20 protein-coding genes and 2 pseudogenes are annotated in these 21,349 nt (G+C 33.7%); 12 read left to right on the top strand and 10 right to left on the bottom strand.

Translation table 11 applies throughout. The features are described from left to right. Nucleotides 1-33 precede the first annotated feature (33 nt). From QO200_RS16425 to ychF, 5 genes are all read right to left on the bottom strand, one after another. Nucleotides 34-2,733: a DNA gyrase/topoisomerase IV subunit A gene (locus QO200_RS16425; protein ID WP_371542252.1), complete on the bottom strand. Its 2,700-nt coding sequence runs from the start codon at nt 2,731-2,733 to the stop codon at nt 34-36. Between the two features lie 27 nt (nt 2,734-2,760). Further along, nucleotides 2,761-2,949, bottom strand: coding sequence for a hypothetical protein (locus QO200_RS16420; RefSeq protein WP_371542250.1), 189 nt, complete (start codon nt 2,947-2,949; stop codon nt 2,761-2,763). A gap of 19 nt (nt 2,950-2,968) precedes the next feature. Beyond that, entirely contained in the window at nt 2,969-4,831 is a 1,863-nt protein-coding gene (locus QO200_RS16415; protein WP_371542247.1) for a DNA topoisomerase IV subunit B, read from the bottom strand. Nucleotides 4,832-4,967: 136 nt separating this feature from the next. Beyond that, on the bottom strand, nt 4,968-5,495 hold the full coding sequence (locus QO200_RS16410; protein WP_371542244.1) for an NADPH-dependent FMN reductase: 528 nt from the start codon (nt 5,493-5,495) through the stop codon (nt 4,968-4,970). A 349-nt stretch (nt 5,496-5,844) separates the two neighbouring features. Continuing rightward, on the bottom strand, nt 5,845-6,939 hold the full coding sequence (ychF, locus tag QO200_RS16405; protein WP_371542242.1) for a redox-regulated ATPase YchF: 1,095 nt from the start codon (nt 6,937-6,939) through the stop codon (nt 5,845-5,847). Nucleotides 6,940-7,247: 308 nt separating this feature from the next. On the opposite strand from ychF, the gene QO200_RS16400 reads away from it, so the two are divergent. The 3 genes from QO200_RS16400 (at nt 7,248) to QO200_RS16390 (ending at nt 11,544) form a co-directional block, all read left to right on the top strand. Then, nucleotides 7,248-10,010 carry a TonB-dependent receptor domain-containing protein gene (locus QO200_RS16400; protein WP_371542239.1) on the top strand — a complete coding sequence of 921 codons (2,763 nt, stop codon included), beginning with the start codon at nt 7,248-7,250 and terminating at the stop codon, nt 10,008-10,010. 166 nt (nt 10,011-10,176) lie between these two features. After that, nucleotides 10,177-10,920: a class I SAM-dependent methyltransferase gene (locus QO200_RS16395; protein WP_371542236.1), complete on the top strand. Its 744-nt coding sequence runs from the start codon at nt 10,177-10,179 to the stop codon at nt 10,918-10,920. Between the two features lie 90 nt (nt 10,921-11,010). After that, nucleotides 11,011-11,544, top strand: a complete 534-nt coding sequence (locus QO200_RS16390; protein WP_371542233.1) for a hypothetical protein — start codon at nt 11,011-11,013, stop codon at nt 11,542-11,544. Nucleotides 11,545-11,646: 102 nt separating this feature from the next. Here the strand turns inward: QO200_RS16390 and QO200_RS16385 are convergent, their stop codons facing one another. Further along, complete coding sequence (locus QO200_RS16385) at nt 11,647-11,997, bottom strand: 4Fe-4S dicluster domain-containing protein (RefSeq protein WP_371542230.1); 351 nt, start codon at nt 11,995-11,997, stop codon at nt 11,647-11,649. A 135-nt stretch (nt 11,998-12,132) separates the two neighbouring features. On the opposite strand from QO200_RS16385, the gene QO200_RS16380 reads away from it, so the two are divergent. From QO200_RS16380 to QO200_RS16355, 6 genes are all read left to right on the top strand, one after another. Then, complete coding sequence (locus QO200_RS16380; RefSeq protein WP_371542228.1) at nt 12,133-13,191, top strand: acyl-CoA reductase; 1,059 nt, start codon at nt 12,133-12,135, stop codon at nt 13,189-13,191. A gap of 93 nt (nt 13,192-13,284) precedes the next feature. Next, nucleotides 13,285-14,355, top strand: coding sequence for a 3-phosphoserine/phosphohydroxythreonine transaminase (gene serC, locus QO200_RS16375; protein ID WP_371542225.1), 1,071 nt, complete (start codon nt 13,285-13,287; stop codon nt 14,353-14,355). A gap of 75 nt (nt 14,356-14,430) precedes the next feature. Then, entirely contained in the window at nt 14,431-15,381 is a 951-nt protein-coding gene (locus QO200_RS16370) for a D-2-hydroxyacid dehydrogenase (protein ID WP_371542222.1), read from the top strand. A gap of 93 nt (nt 15,382-15,474) precedes the next feature. Then, nucleotides 15,475-16,035: a DUF937 domain-containing protein gene (locus QO200_RS16365; protein ID WP_371542219.1), complete on the top strand. Its 561-nt coding sequence runs from the start codon at nt 15,475-15,477 to the stop codon at nt 16,033-16,035. 112 nt (nt 16,036-16,147) lie between these two features. Continuing rightward, a complete protein-coding gene (locus QO200_RS16360) occupies nt 16,148-16,585 on the top strand; it encodes a DUF6146 family protein (RefSeq protein WP_371542216.1) in 438 nt (145 codons plus the stop codon). A gap of 32 nt (nt 16,586-16,617) precedes the next feature. Beyond that, on the top strand, nt 16,618-16,920 hold the full coding sequence (locus QO200_RS16355) for a DUF6787 family protein (protein WP_371542213.1): 303 nt from the start codon (nt 16,618-16,620) through the stop codon (nt 16,918-16,920). Between the two features lie 6 nt (nt 16,921-16,926). Here QO200_RS16355 and QO200_RS16350 read toward each other — a convergent pair whose 3' ends face one another. Both QO200_RS16350 and msrA read right to left on the bottom strand, forming a co-directional pair. Continuing rightward, a complete protein-coding gene (locus QO200_RS16350) occupies nt 16,927-17,226 on the bottom strand; it encodes a hypothetical protein (RefSeq protein WP_371542210.1) in 300 nt (99 codons plus the stop codon). After that, nucleotides 17,226-17,774, bottom strand: coding sequence for a peptide-methionine (S)-S-oxide reductase MsrA (msrA, locus tag QO200_RS16345; RefSeq protein ID WP_371542207.1), 549 nt, complete (start codon nt 17,772-17,774; stop codon nt 17,226-17,228). Before msrA ends, QO200_RS16350 begins: the two co-directional genes overlap by 1 nt. A gap of 247 nt (nt 17,775-18,021) precedes the next feature. Between msrA and QO200_RS16340 the strand changes: the two genes are divergently transcribed. The 3 genes and pseudogenes from QO200_RS16340 to QO200_RS16330 all read left to right on the top strand — a co-directional run bounded on the left by QO200_RS16340 (nt 18,022) and on the right by QO200_RS16330 (nt 20,203). Next, complete coding sequence (locus tag QO200_RS16340; protein WP_371542351.1) at nt 18,022-18,684, top strand: ABC transporter ATP-binding protein; 663 nt, start codon at nt 18,022-18,024, stop codon at nt 18,682-18,684. Nucleotides 18,685-18,840: 156 nt separating this feature from the next. Continuing rightward, nucleotides 18,841-19,347: pseudogene (locus QO200_RS16335) on the top strand (DUF2400 domain-containing protein); the annotation flags it as partial. Nucleotides 19,348-19,438: 91 nt separating this feature from the next. Continuing rightward, nucleotides 19,439-20,203 (top strand): TIGR02757 family protein, encoded by a 765-nt coding sequence (locus QO200_RS16330; protein WP_371542348.1) that lies wholly within the window; start codon nt 19,439-19,441, stop codon nt 20,201-20,203. Nucleotides 20,204-20,213: 10 nt separating this feature from the next. Here QO200_RS16330 and QO200_RS16325 read toward each other — a convergent pair whose 3' ends face one another. Next, complete coding sequence (locus tag QO200_RS16325) at nt 20,214-21,002, bottom strand: hypothetical protein (RefSeq protein ID WP_371542204.1); 789 nt, start codon at nt 21,000-21,002, stop codon at nt 20,214-20,216. 53 nt (nt 21,003-21,055) lie between these two features. Further along, nucleotides 21,056-21,349, bottom strand: a pseudogene (locus QO200_RS16320) (hypothetical protein); the annotation flags it as partial.

Raw genomic sequence — 21,349 nt, 5'->3', positions numbered from 1 at the left:
AGCTCCATATGGAGCTTTTTTTATATCTACTAATTAAAACAAGTTGACTTGTCCGTCTCCATCGAGTTGAACATCAGTACCATCATCATTTGTAACTCTGCGTTCAGGAACAATTTCTTCTGGAACTTCAAAAGGTAGTGGCTCTAACATATTTACCTGTTTGATCTTATCGGTCGTTAATTGATTTCCTAAAGCCTTAAATCCTTTCACCGCGATAAAGTCTTCAATATCTACTGTTATTGCTTCCTTTTGAACTCCTTTTATCTTTGGAAAAACAAGCTCAACTACCGGACGATAATCAGTCGATACAATTTCTAATTGTGAATTGGGATGCTCTGTTATAAAAAGTTCTTCTTTATTTTCGGTTTCTACCAAAAAGCGTTTGATGTAATAGCGCTCTTTTTCTCCATCATAATAAATGGCAGAAATCGGCTTTTTTGGAACCCATTTTTCTAATACCACCATATCCGAATCGAAATGAGTAGATAATTCTGGTGTAATTACTTTTAGTTTCCCTGACTGCTGAATGATCAAAATTTTATCATTAGGTCTAAATTCCCCTAACAATTCTCCTCTTGCATCAACATTTAGTCTTTGTACCGTATCGTCGTACCAAACTTTTCTTGGTAGTAAAGTTGATATTCCTTTTTCTTTAATTTCAATTTTCTTAATTGGATATTTAGAAACTAAATTCCCTTTAGAACTGCGTCCCTTAATAGCCATCTTGGCAAAATCAATATCAAATTTCAATTTCTTGATACTTCCTATCTGACGCAATATAATCGTTATCACTTCGGCCTCTCCGTTTGGATTGCAAGTGAAATACAGAATTTGCGAGCCTTTGGTTCCATTTGCTAAATCATACAATTTGTCTCTGGTAACCGCTGAAACATTAAATCTCTTTATATAAGAAGGTCCTGATTTACCGTCACGATAAATCACATTATAAATGGTGCGTTTGTCGCTTTTGTCAAAAATAGCGATGTGAATAATATCTTTACCCACAAAGGTTTTGGCATCCACTTTGGTCACCATCATACTTCCGTCACGAAGGAAAACAATAACATCATCGATATCTGAACAATCCGTAACGTATTCGTCTTTTTTCAAACTCGTACCTAGAAATCCTTCTTCTTTATTAACGTATAATTTAGTATTTCTTAAAACTACTTTTGTAGCTTCAATATCATCAAAAACACGTAATTCAGTTTGGCGTTCACGCCCTTTTCCGTACTTCTCTTTCAGCTTGGCAAAATAGGCAATAGCAAAATCAATTAAATGTTCTAAATCGTGTTTTACTTGCTCTATACTTCCTTCTAAAGCTTCAATTTTATCTTGTGCTTTATTGCTGTCAAATTTAGAGATACGCATGATTCGGATATCTAATAATCTCAGAATATCTTCTTCTGTTATCGCACGTTTTAAATGTTTAATGTGTGGTTTTAAACCATCGTCAACTGCTTGTAGCACATCTTCTCTCGTGGTTTTTTCCTCGATATCACGATAGATTTTGTTTTCGATAAATATTCGCTCCAAAGACAAGAAGTGCCATTGCTCTTCCAGTTCACTCAGTTGAATTTCGAGTTCGCTTTTAAGTAATTGAACCGTTCTGTTTGTCGAAATTTTCAACATATCAGAAACACCTATAAACAAAGGTTTATTGTCTTCAATCACACAGCCTAAAGGCGCTACAGATGTTTCGCAGGCTGTGAAAGCAAATAAAGCATCAATGGTTTTATCTGGAGAAACGCCTGGGAAAAGATGAATTAAAATTTCAACTTCGGCAGCTGTGTTGTCTTCAATTTTTTTGATTTTGATTTTCCCCTTATCATTGGCTTTCAAAATACTGTCAATTAAAGTAGTCGTATTTGTCGAAAACGGAATTTGGGTAATCACTAAGGTATTCTTGTCCAGCTGGGCAATTTTCGCACGCACACGCACACGACCGCCTCGCAATCCATTATTATAGTTTGAGATATCTGCGATACCTTGGGTCATAAAGTCCGGATAAATCGTAAAAGGTTTCCCTTTCAATATTTTTATCGAAGCATCTATTAACTCATTAAAATTATGTGGCAATACTTTTGTAGAAAGTCCTACTGCAATACCTTCAGCACCTTGTGCTAAAAGCAATGGGAACTTCACGGGAAGATTGTTGGGTTCTGCTCGTCTTCCATCATAAGACATTCCCCAATCTGTAATTTTCGGACTATAAATAACCTCTAAAGCAAATTTAGACAATCGAGCTTCAATATAACGCGAAGCTGCCGCACTGTCTCCAGTAAGGATGTTCCCCCAGTTACCCTGGCAATCAATCAATAATTCTTTTTGACCTATTTGTACCATGGCATCACCAATACTCGCATCCCCGTGTGGGTGATACTGCATGGTGTGTCCTACTACATTAGCTACCTTGTTATAACGGCCATCATCTAACTCTTTTAGAGAGTGCATGATTCTACGTTGAACAGGTTTAAAACCATCTTCAATAGCAGGAACTGCACGCTCCAGAATTACATAAGAAGCATAATCCAGAAACCAATCCTTATACATTCCCGTAACTTTGGTTATGGTATCGTGACTGTCTTCATTATTGTCATAAAAGTGACCTCCGTCAAATGATTTAGGATCCACTTCTATAATTTCATCTTCCTTTTCTTCACTAGATTGCTCCTTAGCACTATTCTCTTCGTCTGAACTGGGTATGGTATCGTCTTCTTCTTCGTCTTTCATTTATGCTGAATTTATTTCAGTATCTTTTTATATGTTATATTTTTCTTTACAAACATGTTCTGTTGTTTTTATTACTTCACGTCCATTTTCATCTAATGACTTTTTCGTCACAATTTCACATTCTTTATGATCATTACTTTTTATTATAAAAAAGATAGCTGAAAAAGCAATACCAAATGTTAAAGCAATATAGAGAAGATGTGTTTTTTTGATCATGTTCTTGCCATTTTTAATTTTAAACGGCGTCAATCACGTCCAACTCCACCTTCAAGTTTTTGATGATAAATTCTTGTCGGTCTGGCGTATTTTTCCCCATGTAGAAAGACAACAATTGTTCAATAGAGGTATTTTTATCCATCATAACGGGATCAAGACGAATCGTATCTCCAATAAAGTTTTTAAACTCATCTGGTGATATCTCTCCCAAACCTTTAAATCGGGTGATTTCTGGTTTCGGTTTTAGTTTTTCAATGGCTGCTTTTCGTTCGTCCTCAGAATAGCAATAAATAGTTTCTTTCTTATTTCGAACTCTAAAAAGAGGTGTTTGCAAAATATACAAATGCCCATCTTTTATTAATTCAGGAAAAAATTGTAGAAAGAAAGTAATCAATAATAAGCGAATGTGCATTCCATCGACATCGGCATCCGTTGCAATCACAATATTATTGTAACGCAAGTTTTCCATATCATCTTCAATGTCTAACGCAGCCTGCAATAAATTAAATTCCTCATTTTCATAAACAATTTTTTTGCTCATGCCGTAGGAATTCAACGGCTTTCCACGCAAACTAAAAACGGCTTGTGTATTCACATCCCTAGATTTCGTAATCGAACCCGATGCAGAGTCTCCCTCAGTAATAAAAAGCGTACTTTCCAGGTTCCTTGGGTTTTTAGTATCGGTAAGGTGCGCACGACAATCTCTTAGTTTTTTATTGTGTAAATTCGATTTTTTAGCTCGGTCTTTGGCTAATTTTCGAATACCAGACAATTCTTTTCGTTCGCGTTCTGCCTGAAGAATTTTGCGAAGCAAAGCATCGGCAGTTGCGGTATTTTTATGTAGGTAATTGTCTAATTTAGTTTTTACAAAATCATTAACAAAAGTACGTACAGAAGGCATCCCTGGTTCTGATCCAATATCAGTAGAACCCAATTTGGTTTTCGTCTGAGATTCAAATACCGGCTCCATCACTTTTATACTAATCGCACTCACGATCGATTTTCGCACATCTGAGGCTTCAAAACTTTTGTTGTAAAACTCACGGATGGTTTTTACAATAGCTTCACGATAAGCCACAAGATGCGTTCCTCCTTGTGTGGTATTTTGTCCGTTTACAAATGAATGGTATTCTTCGCTATATTGCGTTTTACTGTGTGTTAATGCGATCTCAATATCCTCTCCTTTCAAGTGAATGATCGGGTATTCTAAATCATCAGCATGAATTGTTTCTTCCAATAAGTCTTTCAGACCATTTTCAGAAAAATATTTTTCTCCGTTAAATACTATCGTCAATCCATTATTTAGGTAACAATAATTCTTCAACATCTTAATTACATACTCATAACGGTATTTGTAATTTTTAAAAATGGCTTCATCCGGGATAAAAGTTACCTTGGTTCCTTTTCTCTTCGTAGTATCAATCACATCCTCTTCCAACATCAAATTACCTGCTGAAAATTCGGCGGCTTTTTGTTTGTCATCGCGAACAGATTCAACACGAAAGTAATTAGACAAAGCATTTACTGCTTTTGTTCCTACTCCGTTCAAACCAACAGATTTCTTAAACGCTAAGGAATCGTATTTCCCACCGGTGTTCATCTTAGAAACGACGTCAATCACTTTTCCTAGAGGAATTCCACGACCGTAATCCCTAACGGTAACCGTTTTATCCTTAATAGTTACTTCGATGGTTTTACCAGCTCCCATAACGAATTCATCGATACAGTTATCTAGCACTTCTTTTAGAAGAATATAAATCCCGTCATCTGCCGAAGATCCATCTCCCAATTTCCCAATATACATACCAGGACGCATACGGATGTGTTCTTTCCAGTCGAGCGATCGAATATTATCTTCGGTATACTGATTTTGATCTGACATTTTAAATTTTGTGGATTTTGTGCTAATATAGGATATCTCAATATATTTTAAAAGAGTAAGCCCTCAAAGTTATTAAAAATGATATTGACAATCGCTTTTACAAACAATTTTACACTTAAAGAGAACAATTATACGTTTAAATTTGGAAATTTATCACAATTTCTTTCAATTGATTATCGAATTCGGGATTGGTAATTTTACCGTTTTTAATATCGAAATTAGCATCAAAACTAGGCAGTAAAAACGTTGCTTTGATATTTCCACCGTAATAAGGGAAAGCGTCTTTAGCTATTCCCAATACATTTGCGCCCGCTTTTGCTCCAGTCGAAGTCGCCATAAGCAGCATGGGTTTCTCTTGAAAAACTTTGGCATTTATTCTGGTACACCAATCAAAAACATTTTTGAAAGCCACAGAATAATTTCCGTTATTTTCCGCCATTGAAACCACTAAAACATCCGCAGTAGCAATTTTATCCAAAAATTTTTGTGCCAAAGGATGCTGCCCAATTTGCTCTTCAATATCTACACTAAAAAGAGGCATCTGGTACGCGTTTAAATCAAGCACTTCTATTTCCCCGTTTTTAAATAAACTGGCAGCGTAGGTAGCTAATTTTTTATTAATGGAGTTTTTACTGGGGCTTGCGCCAAAGGCTATAATTTTCATAGTTCTAGTTTTTTATAAAAATAATGAAATTAGATCACAGATTGAGTAGGCTTTTCGTTTTATTTACTGCTAATTCGCTGATTTTTAAAAAACTCTCTTTTCTCTTGCTTCTTTACTCTTTCCTCTTTACCCGCGATTGAAACGAAAAGCATATTAACAGGATTGCCTATTTTTTTATTGGCAAAAAAGAGCAACCAGAGGAAGCTCCTTTTTTGCCTTATAAAAAAAGCAAGATGGCAAAATCTTGTAGTGGAAAGCGGGAAATGGGTACAAAAAAACCCGCAAAATTACTTTTGCAGGTTTCTTTCTATATTCTATATTCTTTGCTCTATTTTCTGTTTTCCAGAAACTACACGTTAAATCTAAAATGCATTACATCGCCATCTTTAACAATATATTCTTTTCCTTCTACTTTGAATTTTCCTGCTTCTTTACATTTTGCTTCTGAACCGTAATGAACGAAATCTTCGTAAGCAATTACTTCGGCACGAATAAATCCTTTTTCGAAATCGGTATGAATTACTCCTGCAGCTTGTGGCGCAGTAGAACCTACATCTATTGTCCAAGCTCTAACTTCTTTTACACCAGCTGTAAAGTAAGTTTGTTGTTTCAATAATTTATAAGCAGCTCTAATTAAAACAGAAGCACCCGGCTCACTTAAACCCATATCTTCAAGAAAAACTTGACGCTCTTCATAACTTTCTAATTCTGTAATATCAGCCTCTGCTCCTACCGAAAGAATAATAACCTCAGCATCTTCGTCTTTTACTAATTCACGAACCTGATCTACATATTTATTTCCGCTTACAGCTGAATTCTCATCTACATTACATACATACAAAACTGGTTTTGCCGTAATCAATTGAAAAGCTTCCATTAAAGCTTCTTCATCATTATTTTGAGGTGCTACCGTTCTAGCTGATTTAGCTTGAAGCAAAGTCTCTCTAATTCGGTCTAAAAGTGCTTTTTCAACTTGCGCTTCTTTGTTTCCAGTTTTGGCAGCACGGTTTACTTTTTCTAAACGTTTTTCTACGTTCTCAAGATCTTTTAACTGCAACTCAATATCGATAGTTTCCTTATCTCTAATTGGGTTTACATTCCCATCAACGTGAACGATGTTGTCATTATCAAAACAACGCAGTACATGAATAATAGCATTACACTCTCTAATGTTACCTAGAAATTGATTCCCTAAACCTTCTCCTTTACTGGCTCCTTTTACTAATCCTGCGATATCTACAATATCAACAGTCGCCATTTGCACACGCTCCGGTTTAACTAGTTCCTCTAATTTTTCAATTCTTGGGTCTGGTACATTTACAACACCTATATTAGGTTCAATTGTACAAAAAGGAAAATTTGCACTTTGCGCTTTTGCATTTGACAAACAATTAAATAATGTTGATTTTCCAACATTTGGTAATCCTACAATTCCTGCTTTCATGATAGTTATGTTTACATATAACATTTTACCGTTATAAGTTCTAATGTTTACTTTAAAATTTTGCAAATATAATATTTAATAAATCTTAGACAGCATAATCAATAGATTAATGTAATTGCAAAGTATATTTTAAAGTTTTACATATTTAATAATTAAAATTACTACAATTTATCAGTATAATAAATTAACATTTAGAAATAACTAATATCACATTTTTTGAATAAAACTTTAATATACTCTTAATTTTTTGTTAAATAAAATGTATCTTGCAGTGAATCAAACCAAACAAAAACCAAATTAAATTTATTATGAAAAAAATCACATTATTATTTTTACTGTTAAACGTCAGTTTTCTTTTTGCACAAAAAGAAATTTCTGGGGTAGTAAAAGACAATTCAGGCGCTCCTCTTCCTGGAGTTAACATCGTCGAAAAAGGAACCAACAACGGAGTTTCTACTGATATTGATGGTGCTTATAAAATGAAAGTAAAAGAAGGGGCAACAATCGTTTTTAGCTACATTGGTTTTGCCAAAGTAGAAAAAGTTGCCATAGGTTCTAAAATTGATGTTGTCCTGTCAGAAGAAGGAGGACAAGCATTACAAGAAATTATAGTAACAGGATCAAGAACGGCTCAAAGGAGTAATACAACAACTGCTCTACCTATTGATGTAATTTCTGCCAAAGACTTAGCGTCAACTGGACAAGCGTCATTTGACAAAGCTTTACAATACAAGATTCCTTCTTTTAACACGGTACAAACTCCTGTTAATGATGCGACTTCTTTATTAGATCCTTATGAAATTAGAAACATGGGGCCAAGTAGAACTTTAATTCTTATTAATGGAAAGCGTAAGAACTTAAGTTCATTACTTTACGTTCAAACATCTCCAGGACGTGGTGAAACAGGTGCTGATATCTCAGCTATACCTACTGACGCTATCGAAAGAGTAGAGATACTTCGTGACGGTGCTTCGGCTCAATACGGTTCTGATGCAATTGCTGGGGTAATGAATATTATCTTGAAGAAAAGCACAAACGGCGGATCAGTAACAGTAAGAAGTGGAGTAACTTCTGAAGGAGACGGTGAAATGTACGGAGTAAGTCTTAACAATGGTTCTGAAGTAGGGAATGGTAAAGGTTTTATAAATTATACATTAGACTTTTCAAAAGTAAACCAAGCAAACAGACCTGGTAAAGTTGATGGAGGAACAACGAATCTTGGGCCAGACAACAAACCGCTTTCAGGTGGAGAATATGCTGATTTTATTTACGTTAATCCTAATGATCCTAATAATTATGTGAACGGCGCAACTTCAACATCTATTAAAGCAGATAACGCTGCCGGGATAGTACAAATAAATAATTTCCTTGCTACGACTCCAGATGCTGGAAACATTAACGGTTCTCCTGAAACTGCTGCAGCAAAATTCTTAGTAAACGGTGGATTTGATTTATCTGAAAACACTCAAATGTATTATAATGCAGCCTATGTTTACAAAAAAGTAAACTCGTTTGCTAACTACAGAACTCCATATTGGAAACAATTATCAAGCCTTCCTTATTTAAAGGATTTCTTTGGAGACGGAACTGCAGCATCTTACAAAGGTTATGTTCCTACATTCACAGGGGACTTGAACGACTATAATGCTACTTTAGGTTACAAATCAGTTCAAAACGGTTGGAATACTGATGCAAGTGTTACAGTGGGTGGTAATACTCAAAGGTATAATGTAGACAACTCTCACAATCCATCTGACACAAAAGACGCCGATGGCGAAAATGTATATAGAGAATATAGTCCTATTTCTTTCAATCCAGGAGGAACTTCTTTCAATCATATTGTAGGTAATTTAGATATCTCTAAGATTTTATCAGACAAAATAAGCATTGGTTTTGGTTCTGAGATCAGATCAGAAACATTTGAAGTTATCGAAGGCGATAAGGCTTCATGGGATGGATCTGGAGCTGATTCATTTGCTGGAAACAGACCTGAAAACTCAGGTAAATGGAACCGTTACAACATAGGTGGTTATTTTGATGTTGCGTATGATGTAACTGAAGATTTCTTAATCAACGGTACAGTTCGTTATGAAGATTATAGCGATTTTGGTGGAGCTACTGTTTGGAAATTAAGTTCTAGATATAAGTTTGCAGACGACAAAGTAACATTGAGAGGATCTTTGTCTACAGGATTTAGAGCACCTACCTTACACCAAATTTACACTCAAAAATCACAATATTCTTTCGTTGCAGGACAAGGAATTCAAGTAAGTGGTATTATTAATAACGTTTCTCCTCAGGCACGTTTAATTGGTGTTCCAAAATTAGATGCTGAAAAATCAACTAACGTAACGATTGGAATAGGTGTTAAACCTTCTAGAGACTTTAATTTCACAGTTGATTATTACAATATCAAAGTAGAAGACAGAATTATCTTAGGAGATATTGTTGAAACACCTTATGGTAATGTAGCTTGGTTTGAAAACTCATTCGATTCAAGAACTTCTGGATTAGATGTAGTTGCTAATTACAATAATATTTTATTAGGTAAAGGAAAATTAGGATTCAATTTATCTGGAAATATCACTTTTCAAAATGAAAGAATTTCTCCAGTAAAAAGCGAGAACTTCAGTCAAACACTTGAGTCTTTAATGTTTACTTCAAGACCAGAAACAAAATGGATCTTAGGATCGAACTACGAAATTGGAAAATTTGGTTTTTCTCTTAACAATACTTATTTTGGAAAGACTACATTTAACCAAGCTGGTCTGAGTTCAGACTTAAGAACTGAGTTTATTCCTAAAATCGTTACTGACTTAGGAGTTACATTTTCTGCTACAGAAAAACTTACTTTATCATTAAATGTAAACAACTTATTAAATGTTTTACCAGAATGGGAATTCAAAGCTGAAAACGCAGCTGGTACTGTACTATTAAGCGATCCTTTACTGGTACAAAATCAATCTAACTTGATTACTTTTAACCAACGTTATTCTCAAATGACGTATGATGGATATCATTTTAGTCAACTAGGAACAATGTTTAACTTATCATTGAACTATAAATTCTAATTCGATTATCGAATAATTCAAAAGGGCTATCCATCGGATAGCCCTTTTTTTAGATACTATTTTTTCATAAATTTATAAAGCGTTTAAAACCTATTGTTTATGCTCCATATCCTGCACTGCAATATCACTTCAAACGAAAGTAATATACACTTCTAAACGAAAAAATATGGCAACTCTCTACCACGGAAAAATGGCCGAAATATATGATGCCATGTATCAGACCTTTGTTGATTATGATGAAGAGTATGAATTCTATAATACTTTTATTAAGGAAAACAATTGCAAATCCATTCTAGAAATAGGCAGCGGAACAGGCAACCTAGCCAAAAGATTTAAAGAAAACCAGCAAGATTATATAGGACTTGATTATAGCGAGAGTATGATCTCTATTGCAAGAGAACGAAATAAGAATTGCACTTTCATTCAAGGAGATATGCGGGATTTTAATCTTGAAAAAAAAGTAGATGCTATAATTATCACTGGCAGATCCACCAGCTACTTGACGACAAACGAGGATATGGAAGAAACCTTCGCTTCACTATATAACAATATTACTGAGGAAGGAATAATTGCATTTGATTTTATTGATGCCAATCGGTTTATCCCTTATATAAAAGAAAATCAAAAAATCATACATCAAGCACAGTACGAGGGAATAAATTACATAAGAGAAAGCCACTGGGAAACGACTACCGCAGACAACTTTATGGTGGAATGGCGAGCAAAATACTACACTGATATAAATGGCGTAAAAAACCTAATAGCTGATGATTTTTCTAATGTTCGTGTATTTACACTAAATGAAATGCAACTATTCCTATATTTAAATAATTTTGAAATAATAAAAACCATAGACCGAAAAACCTATGCTTACGACACTTACGTAATTATAGCAAAAAAGAGAATGTGAATATTATAACCTTTTACATAAATTACGTAACTGTTTTAAAACCAAATAGTTTTAAATTTGTAAAACACAAAATCATTAAAATTAAATATCATGAAAAATATAATGTTAGGAATGGCCGTTTTATTATTTTCTTTAAATATCCAGGCACAGAAAAAAAATGTAAAATCAGAAATCAAAACTAATATCACTACAGTAAAAGATTCTGATGGTGCTAAAAAAGTAATCCAAACTAAAGAAATAGAAGAAGTTCAAGCAATTGAACTTAAAGATGCTGATTCTAAAGTTTTAAATAAGGATGTAAAAGAAAGTCCGGTAGAAGTTACCTCTACGACTAAAATCACAGAAAACGGAGTTACCAAAATTATTTCTGTTGACCGATCAGCTTATTATGAATTAGACGGCAAAAAATATCAGGTTACAAGTGACAATGGTGGATATACAATGTTCTCACCTAACGGTACTAAATCAGCCGTTTTAAGAAAAACCTCAAACAATAATTATATCTACAAAGCAAAAGATAAAACCTCTTATGGTTATTTTACTGCAGATGGTAATCTAGTTTTAGAGAGTTATGATGAGGCTACAGATACAGTAACTATTTCTACGTATATTATTGCAAAATAATGACAAGCCTGTTATAAAAATTTAGTCTTTAAATAAAAAATCCTGTTCGCCGTAGCGAACAGGATTTTTTTATTTCTATTCTGGTTCTTACAATCAAAGAATCTATTCATTATGTAAGAATGCTTGTCTACTCAATAATGTTTCTTCTGTTTCCACATGATCATCATCAGGAATACAACAATCTACCGGACATACAGCGGCACATTGTGGCTCATCATGAAATCCTTTACATTCTGTACATTTTCCTGGAACAATGTAATATACTTCATCAGATATAGGCGTTTGCGCATCATCAGCATCCACCTCAGTACCATCCTGTAAAATTACTTTCCCTGATAATTTAGTACCATCTTTATATCTCCAATCATCTGCACCTTCATATATTGCTGTATTTGGACACTCTGGTTCACAGGCCCCACAATTAATACATTCGTCAGTTATTATTATTGCCATTTTGCTATAGTATTTATTATTCGAGCTAAAAAGAACCTTGGTAAGTCACTTTTGACTTTAAGACTTTTGACTTTCGAGTTATTAAAGCTTATTTTTGTGCAAAATTACAATCAAAACAATTCATAAGCAAACATTATGACATTAGAAACAAAAAAAAGTATTTTTGTTGAATTAGGAAAATTCTTAAGCCAATTTTCTGAAGATAATACCATTGAAAATCCTGACGTTTTAAACAACGATCTGTTTTTTGAGTCCTTTATTGATCTGATTAAATTATCGCAGTCACATAATGGTTGGTATACTCCAGAACAGGTTTATTTTTCCATTCAGTCTTGGGCCAAAGCACTTACAGAGGAAAACTTAAATCAATGGCTTTCCGCTTACACTATAGATACAACAAAATCTAAAAACATCGCTTTAATTTTAGCGGGAAACATTCCATTAGTTGGTTTTCATGACTTTCTATCTGTTTTAATGTCTGGAAATAATGTTTTGGTTAAAACATCTTCTAACGACCAACACCTGCTCCCGTTTTTAGCAAAATACATTATATCAATTGAACCAAGATTTGCTGATAAAATAAGTTTTGTCGAAGGGAAATTAGAAAACTTTGATGCCGTAATAGCTACCGGAAGCAATAATACGGCTCGATATTTTGAATATTACTTTAAAGACAAGCCTTCAATAATAAGAAAAAGCAGAAACTCAGTTGCCGTTTTAAGCGGAAAAGAAACCAAAGAGCAGCTAGTTGCTTTAGGGGAAGATATCTTCCGTTATTTTGGTTTAGGATGTCGCAATGTATCTAAACTGTTTGTACCAAAAGGATATTCTTTTGATGCTTTTTTTGAAGCTATTTTTGAATATCAGGATGTTATCCATTATGAAAAATATGCTAACAATTATGATTACAACAAGGCTGTTTTTCTAATGAGTAATTTCAAACTATTAGACAATGGTTTTTTGACTTTAAAAGAAGATAAAAGCCCTGCCTCTCCTATTTCGAGTGTGTTTTATGAATTCTATGATGACATCAACGATTTGAAAACGCGATTAGAAGCTGAAAGCGACCAAATTCAATGTATTGTAAGTGATAAATTGATTGAAAACAGTATTGATTTTGGACAAACACAACATCCTGAATTATGGAATTATGCAGATAATGTCGATACTATTTCGTTTTTGTTAACAACATAGTGGAAATATGTTTAATAATTCCGAAATAATTAACGCTTTTTAAAGTCCTATTGCCGAAATTTGCGTTTTAATTTTTTGGACACAAACTACACCATGAAAAAACACAACTACAGCGCAGGACCATGCATTTTACCGCAAGAAGTTTTTGAAAAATCAGCACAAGCAATATTAGATTTTAACGATTCTGGTTTATCAATTTTAGAGATATCGCACAGAAGTAAAGATTTTGTAGCGGTAATGGATGAAGCCAGAGCACTTGCACTAGAATTATTAGGATTAGAAGGTAAAGGATACAAAGCACTTTTCCTTGCAGGAGGAGCAAGCTTAGAATTTCTAATGGTACCTTACAACTTAATGAAAGAAGGTGGTAAAGCAGCTTATCTTGATTCAGGTACATGGGCTAGCGGAGCAATAAAAGAAGCAAAATTCTTTGGAGAAACTGTTGTTGTTGCTTCTTCAAAAGAAGAAAACTACAATCACATTCCAAAAGGATATACAGTACCTGCTGATGCAGATTATTTTCACTGTACGAGTAACAACACCATTTTTGGAACTCAAATAAAAGAATTTCCATCATTAGACATGCCAATTGTATGTGATATGAGTTCTGATATATTTTCCAGAGTATTGGACTTTACAAAATTTGACATAATCTATGCCGGAGCTCAAAAAAATATGGGTCCTGCAGGAACTACTTTGGTTATCGTAAAAGAAGAAATTCTAGGTAAATCAGGTAGAACTATTCCAAGCATATTAGATTATGAAAAACATATTAAAGCAGAGAGCATGTACAATACGCCTCCTGTTTTTCCTGTTTATGCTTCACTATTAACTTTGCAATGGTTGAAAAAACTTGGTGGAGTTGCTGCTGTTGAGAAATTAAACAACGCAAAAGCGGCATTATTATATGGCGAAATAGATAGAAACCCATTATTTAAAGGAGCTGCAGCGGTTGAAGACCGTTCTAACATGAATGCAACTTTCTTATTAAATGATGCTGCACATACAGAAACTTTTGATGCGATGTGGAAAGCTGCAGGAATATCTGGACTTCCTGGACACCGTTCAGTAGGTGGTTACAGAGCGTCTATGTATAACGCATTGCCTATTGAAAGCGTTCAAGTTTTAGTTGATGTCATGAAAGAATTGGAAAACAAAGTTTAAAGTTTAAAAGTTTAAAGTTAAATTAAACAACTTTAAACAAATTAAACATTAAACAAATTAAACAAAAAAAATATAATGAAAGTATTAGCAAACGACGGAATTTCAAAAAGTGGAATTCTAGCTTTAGAAAAAGGTGGATTTGAAGTAATTACAACAAAAGTAGCACAAGAACAAGTAGCTAACTTTGTAAACGAAAACAACGTAGACGTAGTTCTTGTAAGAAGCGCAACTAAAGTTCGTAAAGATATTATTGATGCTTGCCCAGGCTTAAAAATCATTGGTCGTGGTGGTGTAGGAATGGACAATATTGATGTGGATTATGCTAAAAGCAAAGGGATTCATGTTATCAATACGCCGGCATCTTCATCAGAATCAGTGGCTGAATTAGTTTTTGCTCATTTATTTTCTGGTGTACGTTTCTTGCATGATTCTAACAGAAATATGCCTCTTGAAGGAGATTCAAACTTTGATGGTTTGAAAAAAGCATACGCTAATGGTGTTGAATTAAGAGGAAAAACTCTTGGTATTGTAGGTATTGGTCGTATTGGTCAAGCTACTGCTAAAATGGCTCTTGGATTAGGTATGAAAGTGATCGCTGCTGATAGTTTTATTCCGCAAGTTGATGTAAAAGTTGCATTCTTTGACGGACAATCTATCACAACAACAATCGTTTCTCAATCATTAGAATCTTTATTTAAAGAAGCTGATTTCATTACTTTACACGTTCCTGCTCAAGATGGTTACATCATTGGAGAAAAAGAACTAGCCATCATGAAAGATGGTGTAGGTATTGTAAACTGTGCTCGTGGTGGTGTTATTGACGAAGTAGCATTAGTAAAAGCATTAGACAGCGGAAAAGTATTATTTGCTGGATTAGATGTTTTTGAAAACGAACCAACTCCAGAAATGACTATTTTAATGAATCCTAAAATTTCATTGACTCCGCATATTGGAGCAGCTACCGGAGAAGCACAAGATAGAATTGGAACAGAACTTGCTTCACAAATTATCAGTTTATTGAAGTAATTATTTCACTTATATACAAAAGGGGATTATTAATTTTATTTAATAATCCCCTTTTTTTTGTAAATTGTGGTGAACCAATAAAAAAACTGAAAAATGTTCGAACAATTAACACAATTAGCACAACAGTTTGGAGTAGATGCGGTAGTCAAAAATGATGCTATCCCAAATGAACAAAACGAAGCAGTAATAAATGAAGCAAGCTCTTCAATAGTTACTGGACTACAAAAAGTAGTTGCAGAAGGTAACATAAGCCAATTAGGAGAGTTATTCCAAGGAAACAATGCTCAGGATAAAGCAAATCCGATAGTACAAAAACTTACGGAACAACTTACGGGTAATTTAGGAGAAAAATTTGGATTGAATAGTGTAGCTGCGTCTGAAGTAGCGACTACTTTAATACCAAAAATTTTGAATGCACTTGTATCGAAAGCAAAAGATCCTAATGACTCAAGCTTTGAAATTTCCGATATTATTGGAGCTATATCTGGCAACGGTACTAATGCTGGAATTATGGATACCATTTCTAAATACGGAGGTCAATTTGGCTTAGACCAAAATGCTGATGGAAAAGTTGATGTTGCCGATGCCATGGAAGCACTTAAAAAAAATGGAGGCGGCTTAGGTGATTCACTAGGAAGTTTATTTGGAAAATAATAAAAATTAAACTTATAAAAAGCCAGCTATCATAGATTACTGGCTTTTTTTATGTTAAAATACTAACTACCAGTAATTTAATTTTGTAATTTTAAGATTAAATCATACCATTATGAAAAACATATCGTACATCTTACTAATTCTCTTAGTTACTTTAATAGGTTGTACCTCTGTAAAGAATACTGTCGCAAAGTCTGATGACTTAAGTCCTGCAATGGCAAACGACACAGTAAGAATTGCTAATGATGCACTGGAATATGAAGTAATTATAATTGACCCGGGGTTTAGTACTTGGCTAGCATCAAGAGCTTTCCCTCGAAATTATCACTCGCAGTCCTATTTAGAAAATAAAAACAGATTATGGGTTAGCGAATGGAATAGTAGAGTTTTACAACCTTTCCGTTACAATCCCAATCTTTATGAAATGTCCATTAACTATAATTCAAATGTTGATTATGGCTATGAGGTAAATTATTTAATTTACAACTATATGGTCTATTTTCAAAATACCTATAAACAAAAACTTTTTGGTTATGTTCCTCAGAGATAATGTTACTATATTTGTAATCATTATAAATAAAAATGAAGGAATTAAAAAAACGTTGGAAAATTGAATCCAATTTTCAACTAACAATTATATTTATTGTCTTTGCAATAACCGGTTCTACTTCGGCTTGGCTATCAAAGCCAGTTTGTTTTTGGTTGGGAATTATGAAAGAAGACTTCGGTTTCTGGTACACACCAGTTCGATTGCTTATAATTTTTCCATTATATCAAGTACTCTTGGTTTTGATAGGATCCCTACTGGGACAATTTAAATTCTTTTGGGCATTTGAAAAGAAAATGCTGAGAAGTATGGGATTAGGCTTCCTTTTTAAAAAATAAACAAACCTAACTCCCACTCTCTCTTTTTATAACATAACTGTAAAACCACATTAGTGTAAAAGAGGGAATAAAATCCGTGAAGGGAAAAATCTCTTCAATAAAAGTCACCACACCTCCTACTTTTCCTGCCGTTCCTTTATACATTTTAGTCATTAGATAAGCCGCTACAGGTGCCCAAATAACATCTGAAAATTCACCAACCATAGGTACAGTAAAAGACAGCATTCCTATGGCATCAAATAAAATGCCTAACAGTAAATTTTTCTTTTTAGTATTTCTGCTAACCGCAATGACTTCTTTCTCCATTACTTTTTAAGTTTATCGTTGTAAACTTTTTTTAATTTTTCTATTTTAGGAGTAATGATATAAGAGCAATAACCTTGAGATTTATTATCGTTATAATAATTTTGATGATAATCTTCTGCTTCATAAAATTTTGACGCTGCCGAAATCTTGGTAACTATTCGCTTCCCAAAAGTATCTTCACTTGTCATTAAATTAATATAGTCCTCAGCTATCTTTTTCTGTTCCTCGTTGTGATAAAAAATTTCACTTCGGTACTGCGTTCCCACATCATTACCTTGGCGATTTATTGTCGTAGGATCGTGGGTAGCAAAAAATATTTCCAGAAGTTCTCCAAATGAAATTTTTTCAGGATCAAAAGTGATCTCAATTGCTTCAGCATGGCCTGTCTCTCCTCCACATATTTCTTTGTACGTTGGATCAATTGTCTTTCCACCAATATAACCCGAAATAACGCTGCTTACACCTGCTAATTCCAAGAAAACAGCTTCTGTACACCAAAAACAACCTCCTGCAAACGTAGCTACTTCCATCTTTTCTTGTATTTCCATTTTATTATATACTTTTATTTGAGGTAAAATAACCTCATTTTTATTTTAACCGTCATGAAATTAGAACTATTCTATATTTTAATCCAGTATAGCTGTTCTTACTAAATCATTATAAATCAAATTTAGGCTATTAAAAAGACTCCCCTATTTCTTATTAACTAAATTTTATAGTTTGTCTTATGAAAATTATTTTGTAAGCCATTTAATATTCATTTAAATCTTTGTTTCTTTGCAGAAATACCTTCTTATGATCTATGCCAAGAATTTGCACAAATATTACGACCAACTCCATGTTTTAAAAGGAGTGGATTTACATATAAAAAAAGGAGAAATCGTTTCTATTGTTGGGGCATCCGGAGCAGGCAAAACAACACTTTTGCAAATCCTTGGGACTTTGGACAGACCTTCAACAGAAAAGGAAATAGAACTTCGCATCAACAACGAAGACATTCTAACGATGAACGATAAAAGCCTCTCCAAATTTAGAAATTTGAACCTTGGTTTTATCTTCCAATTTCATCAATTATTACCTGAGTTTACGGCATTAGAAAACGTATGTATTCCCGCTTTCATTGCTAATAAGTCCAAACACGAAACAGAAACAGAGGCTAAAAAATTATTAGATTTTCTTGGGTTATCTCACCGGCTGAATCACAAACCCAATGAGCTTTCTGGAGGAGAACAACAACGTGTAGCAGTAGCCAGGGCTTTGATCAACAAACCAGCAATTATATTTGCAGATGAGCCATCTGGTAATCTTGATACCGCATCTGCTGAAAACCTGCACCAATTATTTTTTAAACTGCGTGATGAATTTGGTCAAACTTTTGTGATTGTAACCCATAATGAGGAACTAGCTAATATGGCGGACAGAAAACTGATAATGGTCGATGGCCAAATTAGTAATTAGGAGCTTTTTCCAGCTATTTGTTACAATCTTTTTAGCAGTCGAAAAGCCTGATAAAAGGATTTCCACTTCTATCTGGGCTAAGTGTATTTGCAATAATTAGTGATTTGTCAACAATTTGCGTCAATCTGTATTAATATATTTCATCCGGTTCCAATAATGAAAAAATCAGAACTTAAAGATTTTCTCGACGAAAAAGTACTGCAATACAACACCCTCGATTTTATAGAAAGTGATCCGGTGCAAATACCCCATCTCTTTACTCGAAAAGAAGATATTGAAATTGCAGGTTTTCTAAGCGCAACCATTGCCTGGGGGAATCGAACCATGATTATCAAAAATTCCCATCGCATGATTGACTTGATGGGCAATGCTCCTTATGACTTCGTGATGTCTCATTCTGATGATGATTTGCAAAGATTAGAGCCTTTTGTACATCGCACTTTTAACGGACAAGATTTTAGAAGTTTTATAAAAAGCCTACAGAATATTTACAAAAACCATAACGGTCTCGAAGCTGTTTTCTCTAAACATCAAGAACCAGAATCGATTCAAAAGAGTATCTCTGAGTTTAAGAAAACATTCTTTGAAATTCCACACCAATACCGTACTCAAAAGCATGTTTCAGATCCCATGAATGGTTCCGCGGCAAAACGCATCAACATGTAAGCACGGGTAATTAAGGTAGTATGCTTTTAAAATGATAAAGAATTATATTTGCTTTGAATTAAAGCTTTAAAACCAGTAAAACATGGTAATCCCTGAAAATGAATTAAAAGACTTCCTCGACGCCAAAGTTCTTCAATATAACACCATTGATTTCATTGAACCTGACCCTATAAGTGTACCTCATCGCTATACATTAAAAGAAGATATTGAAATTGCTGGTTTCTTGGCTTCAACAATAGCTTGGGGTAACAGAACGATGATTACTAAAAACGGTCACCGTATGATGGACTTGTTAGGTGATTCACCCTATGATTTTGTTATGAGTCATGAAGAGTTTCAGTTGGAGCGATTAGAAGGATTTGTTCATAGAACATTTAATGCTGAGGATTTTAAACTTTTCATAAGAGCTTTAAAACATATTTATAATAATAAAGGTGGTTTGCAACAAATTTTCATTGACAACCAAACAGAGACTTCACTTCAGCCAGCAATACATGCTCTTAATGAGGTTTTTTTTGAAATCCCACATCAGCCCCGTACTAGAAAACATGTAGCAGACCCAAACAAAGGTTCAGTAGCAAAGAGAATTAATATGTGTTTGAGGTGGTTCATTAGAAATGATAATACTGGAGTCGACTTAGGTATTTGGAAAAACATTTCACCATCAAAACTATCTTGCCCTCTCGATGTACATTCTGGTAATGTAGCACGGAAATTAGGACTTTTACAAAGAAAACAAAACGATGGAAAAGCTTTGTTAGAATTAGATACTAATTTAAGAATTCTCGACCCCAATGACCCAGTCAAATATGATTTTGCTTTATTTGGACTAGGAATATTTGAAGGGTTTTAATTATTTAAAATTAACAGTCAAATTTGAATGCATCACTATGAATTTTATAAATATCTCTTAAGGATTTTTCAAATATATAATTCCCCATTTCTTCGTCAGCATCTGGCTCACCATTTTTTTTAGATTGCTCTCTTGCAAATTTTAATGTTTCATCTTTAATACTTTTATCGGTTTTAAGTTTCTCCAAAACGAATTGAAAATTCTCTTCGAAAACTCTCTTGCTATCTTTGTAATAAAAATTTGAGCCTCTTTTATCTAGCTTAATATATGATTTGACTAAATTAGCATTTCCTATAAGTAAATGAAAAAGCATTGTGAAATCTTCCATAACTTCACCAGTTGTTACTTCTTGACTAGCTGATATATAACCTGAATATGGAGATTTCTTTTTAGGGTCAATACCTTTATATAAATATCTTCCATAACAAGTAGCCATGGTTATATATAATTTATTACAAGTATTAACATTAATAACTCTAAATAAATCTGATAACACCTCCCAAGTTATAGTTGAGTTGTTTTTTAGAATTAATCCTTGTAAATTATCCAGACCATGTATTTCCAAATGTATAACTAAACCTCCTTGCATATAAGAAGAGTTAACACCATAGTACATTAATACTTCTATTAAAGCTTCTTTATCTTCAACATTGTGAAAAGCATGTGACATTTTAATATCTTGTGCCTGTACATATTCAATTTGCATTTTAATGGTATCATTATAAAGCTCTTCACCTGTTTTTTTATCACCATCAAACAAACTTTGTATAACAACTATGTGTTTTATATCTCCAACCATATTTAATGTATTAATTATATTTTGTACTTATACATATTAACTAATTTACATAGTTATATAAAATATCTATAATCGTATTCAATCTTTTCTTTATTTTCAATTAATTTTCCAATTCTGGCAATATCATTCGAAGATGAGATAGTTGCAGGTAATTGAGAATACATGTTTAGAGAATTCCAATTCATTTTGGTCAGTCCTAAAATTTCATTGGCTATCTGTTCCAAACTACCAGTCCCATGATGTTTAATAATTTTTAAAGGTTTTGGGATATATTGCAAATTCCAGTGATATTGACCACCCAATTCCAATTTAAAGTGACCACCTGATTCCAATTCAAAATGACCACC

Origin of the sequence: Flavobacterium sp. Arc3 (assembly GCF_041431375.1) — a bacterium.
Taxonomy (GTDB): domain Bacteria; phylum Bacteroidota; class Bacteroidia; order Flavobacteriales; family Flavobacteriaceae; genus Flavobacterium.
The sequence above is the reverse complement of the archived record's forward strand: the minus strand, read 5'-3'. Positions and strand labels throughout refer to the sequence as shown.

What these genes read in the sequence shown, in the direction of transcription:
- QO200_RS16425 (WP_371542252.1), bottom strand. Translation starts at nt 2,733, where the DNA reads ATGAAAGACGAAGAAGAAGACGATACCATACCCAGTTCAGACGAAGAG.
- QO200_RS16400 (WP_371542239.1), top strand. Translation starts at nt 7,248, where the DNA reads ATGAAAAAAATCACATTATTATTTTTACTGTTAAACGTCAGTTTTCTT.
- QO200_RS16380 (WP_371542228.1), top strand. Translation starts at nt 12,133, where the DNA reads ATGACATTAGAAACAAAAAAAAGTATTTTTGTTGAATTAGGAAAATTC.
- QO200_RS16410 (WP_371542244.1), bottom strand. Translation starts at nt 5,495, where the DNA reads ATGAAAATTATAGCCTTTGGCGCAAGCCCCAGTAAAAACTCCATTAAT.
- QO200_RS16350 (WP_371542210.1), bottom strand. Translation starts at nt 17,226, where the DNA reads ATGGAGAAAGAAGTCATTGCGGTTAGCAGAAATACTAAAAAGAAAAAT.
- QO200_RS16360 (WP_371542216.1), top strand. Translation starts at nt 16,148, where the DNA reads ATGAAAAACATATCGTACATCTTACTAATTCTCTTAGTTACTTTAATA.
- QO200_RS16390 (WP_371542233.1), top strand. Translation starts at nt 11,011, where the DNA reads ATGAAAAATATAATGTTAGGAATGGCCGTTTTATTATTTTCTTTAAAT.
- QO200_RS16340 (WP_371542351.1), top strand. Translation starts at nt 18,022, where the DNA reads ATGATCTATGCCAAGAATTTGCACAAATATTACGACCAACTCCATGTT.
- QO200_RS16415 (WP_371542247.1), bottom strand. Translation starts at nt 4,831, where the DNA reads ATGTCAGATCAAAATCAGTATACCGAAGATAATATTCGATCGCTCGAC.
- serC (WP_371542225.1), top strand. Translation starts at nt 13,285, where the DNA reads ATGAAAAAACACAACTACAGCGCAGGACCATGCATTTTACCGCAAGAA.
- msrA (WP_371542207.1), bottom strand. Translation starts at nt 17,774, where the DNA reads ATGGAAATACAAGAAAAGATGGAAGTAGCTACGTTTGCAGGAGGTTGT.
- QO200_RS16365 (WP_371542219.1), top strand. Translation starts at nt 15,475, where the DNA reads ATGTTCGAACAATTAACACAATTAGCACAACAGTTTGGAGTAGATGCG.
- QO200_RS16420 (WP_371542250.1), bottom strand. Translation starts at nt 2,949, where the DNA reads ATGATCAAAAAAACACATCTTCTCTATATTGCTTTAACATTTGGTATT.
- ychF (WP_371542242.1), bottom strand. Translation starts at nt 6,939, where the DNA reads ATGAAAGCAGGAATTGTAGGATTACCAAATGTTGGAAAATCAACATTA.
- QO200_RS16325 (WP_371542204.1), bottom strand. Translation starts at nt 21,002, where the DNA reads ATGGTTGGAGATATAAAACACATAGTTGTTATACAAAGTTTGTTTGAT.
- QO200_RS16395 (WP_371542236.1), top strand. Translation starts at nt 10,177, where the DNA reads ATGGCAACTCTCTACCACGGAAAAATGGCCGAAATATATGATGCCATG.
- QO200_RS16385 (WP_371542230.1), bottom strand. Translation starts at nt 11,997, where the DNA reads ATGGCAATAATAATAACTGACGAATGTATTAATTGTGGGGCCTGTGAA.
- QO200_RS16355 (WP_371542213.1), top strand. Translation starts at nt 16,618, where the DNA reads ATGAAGGAATTAAAAAAACGTTGGAAAATTGAATCCAATTTTCAACTA.
- QO200_RS16370 (WP_371542222.1), top strand. Translation starts at nt 14,431, where the DNA reads ATGAAAGTATTAGCAAACGACGGAATTTCAAAAAGTGGAATTCTAGCT.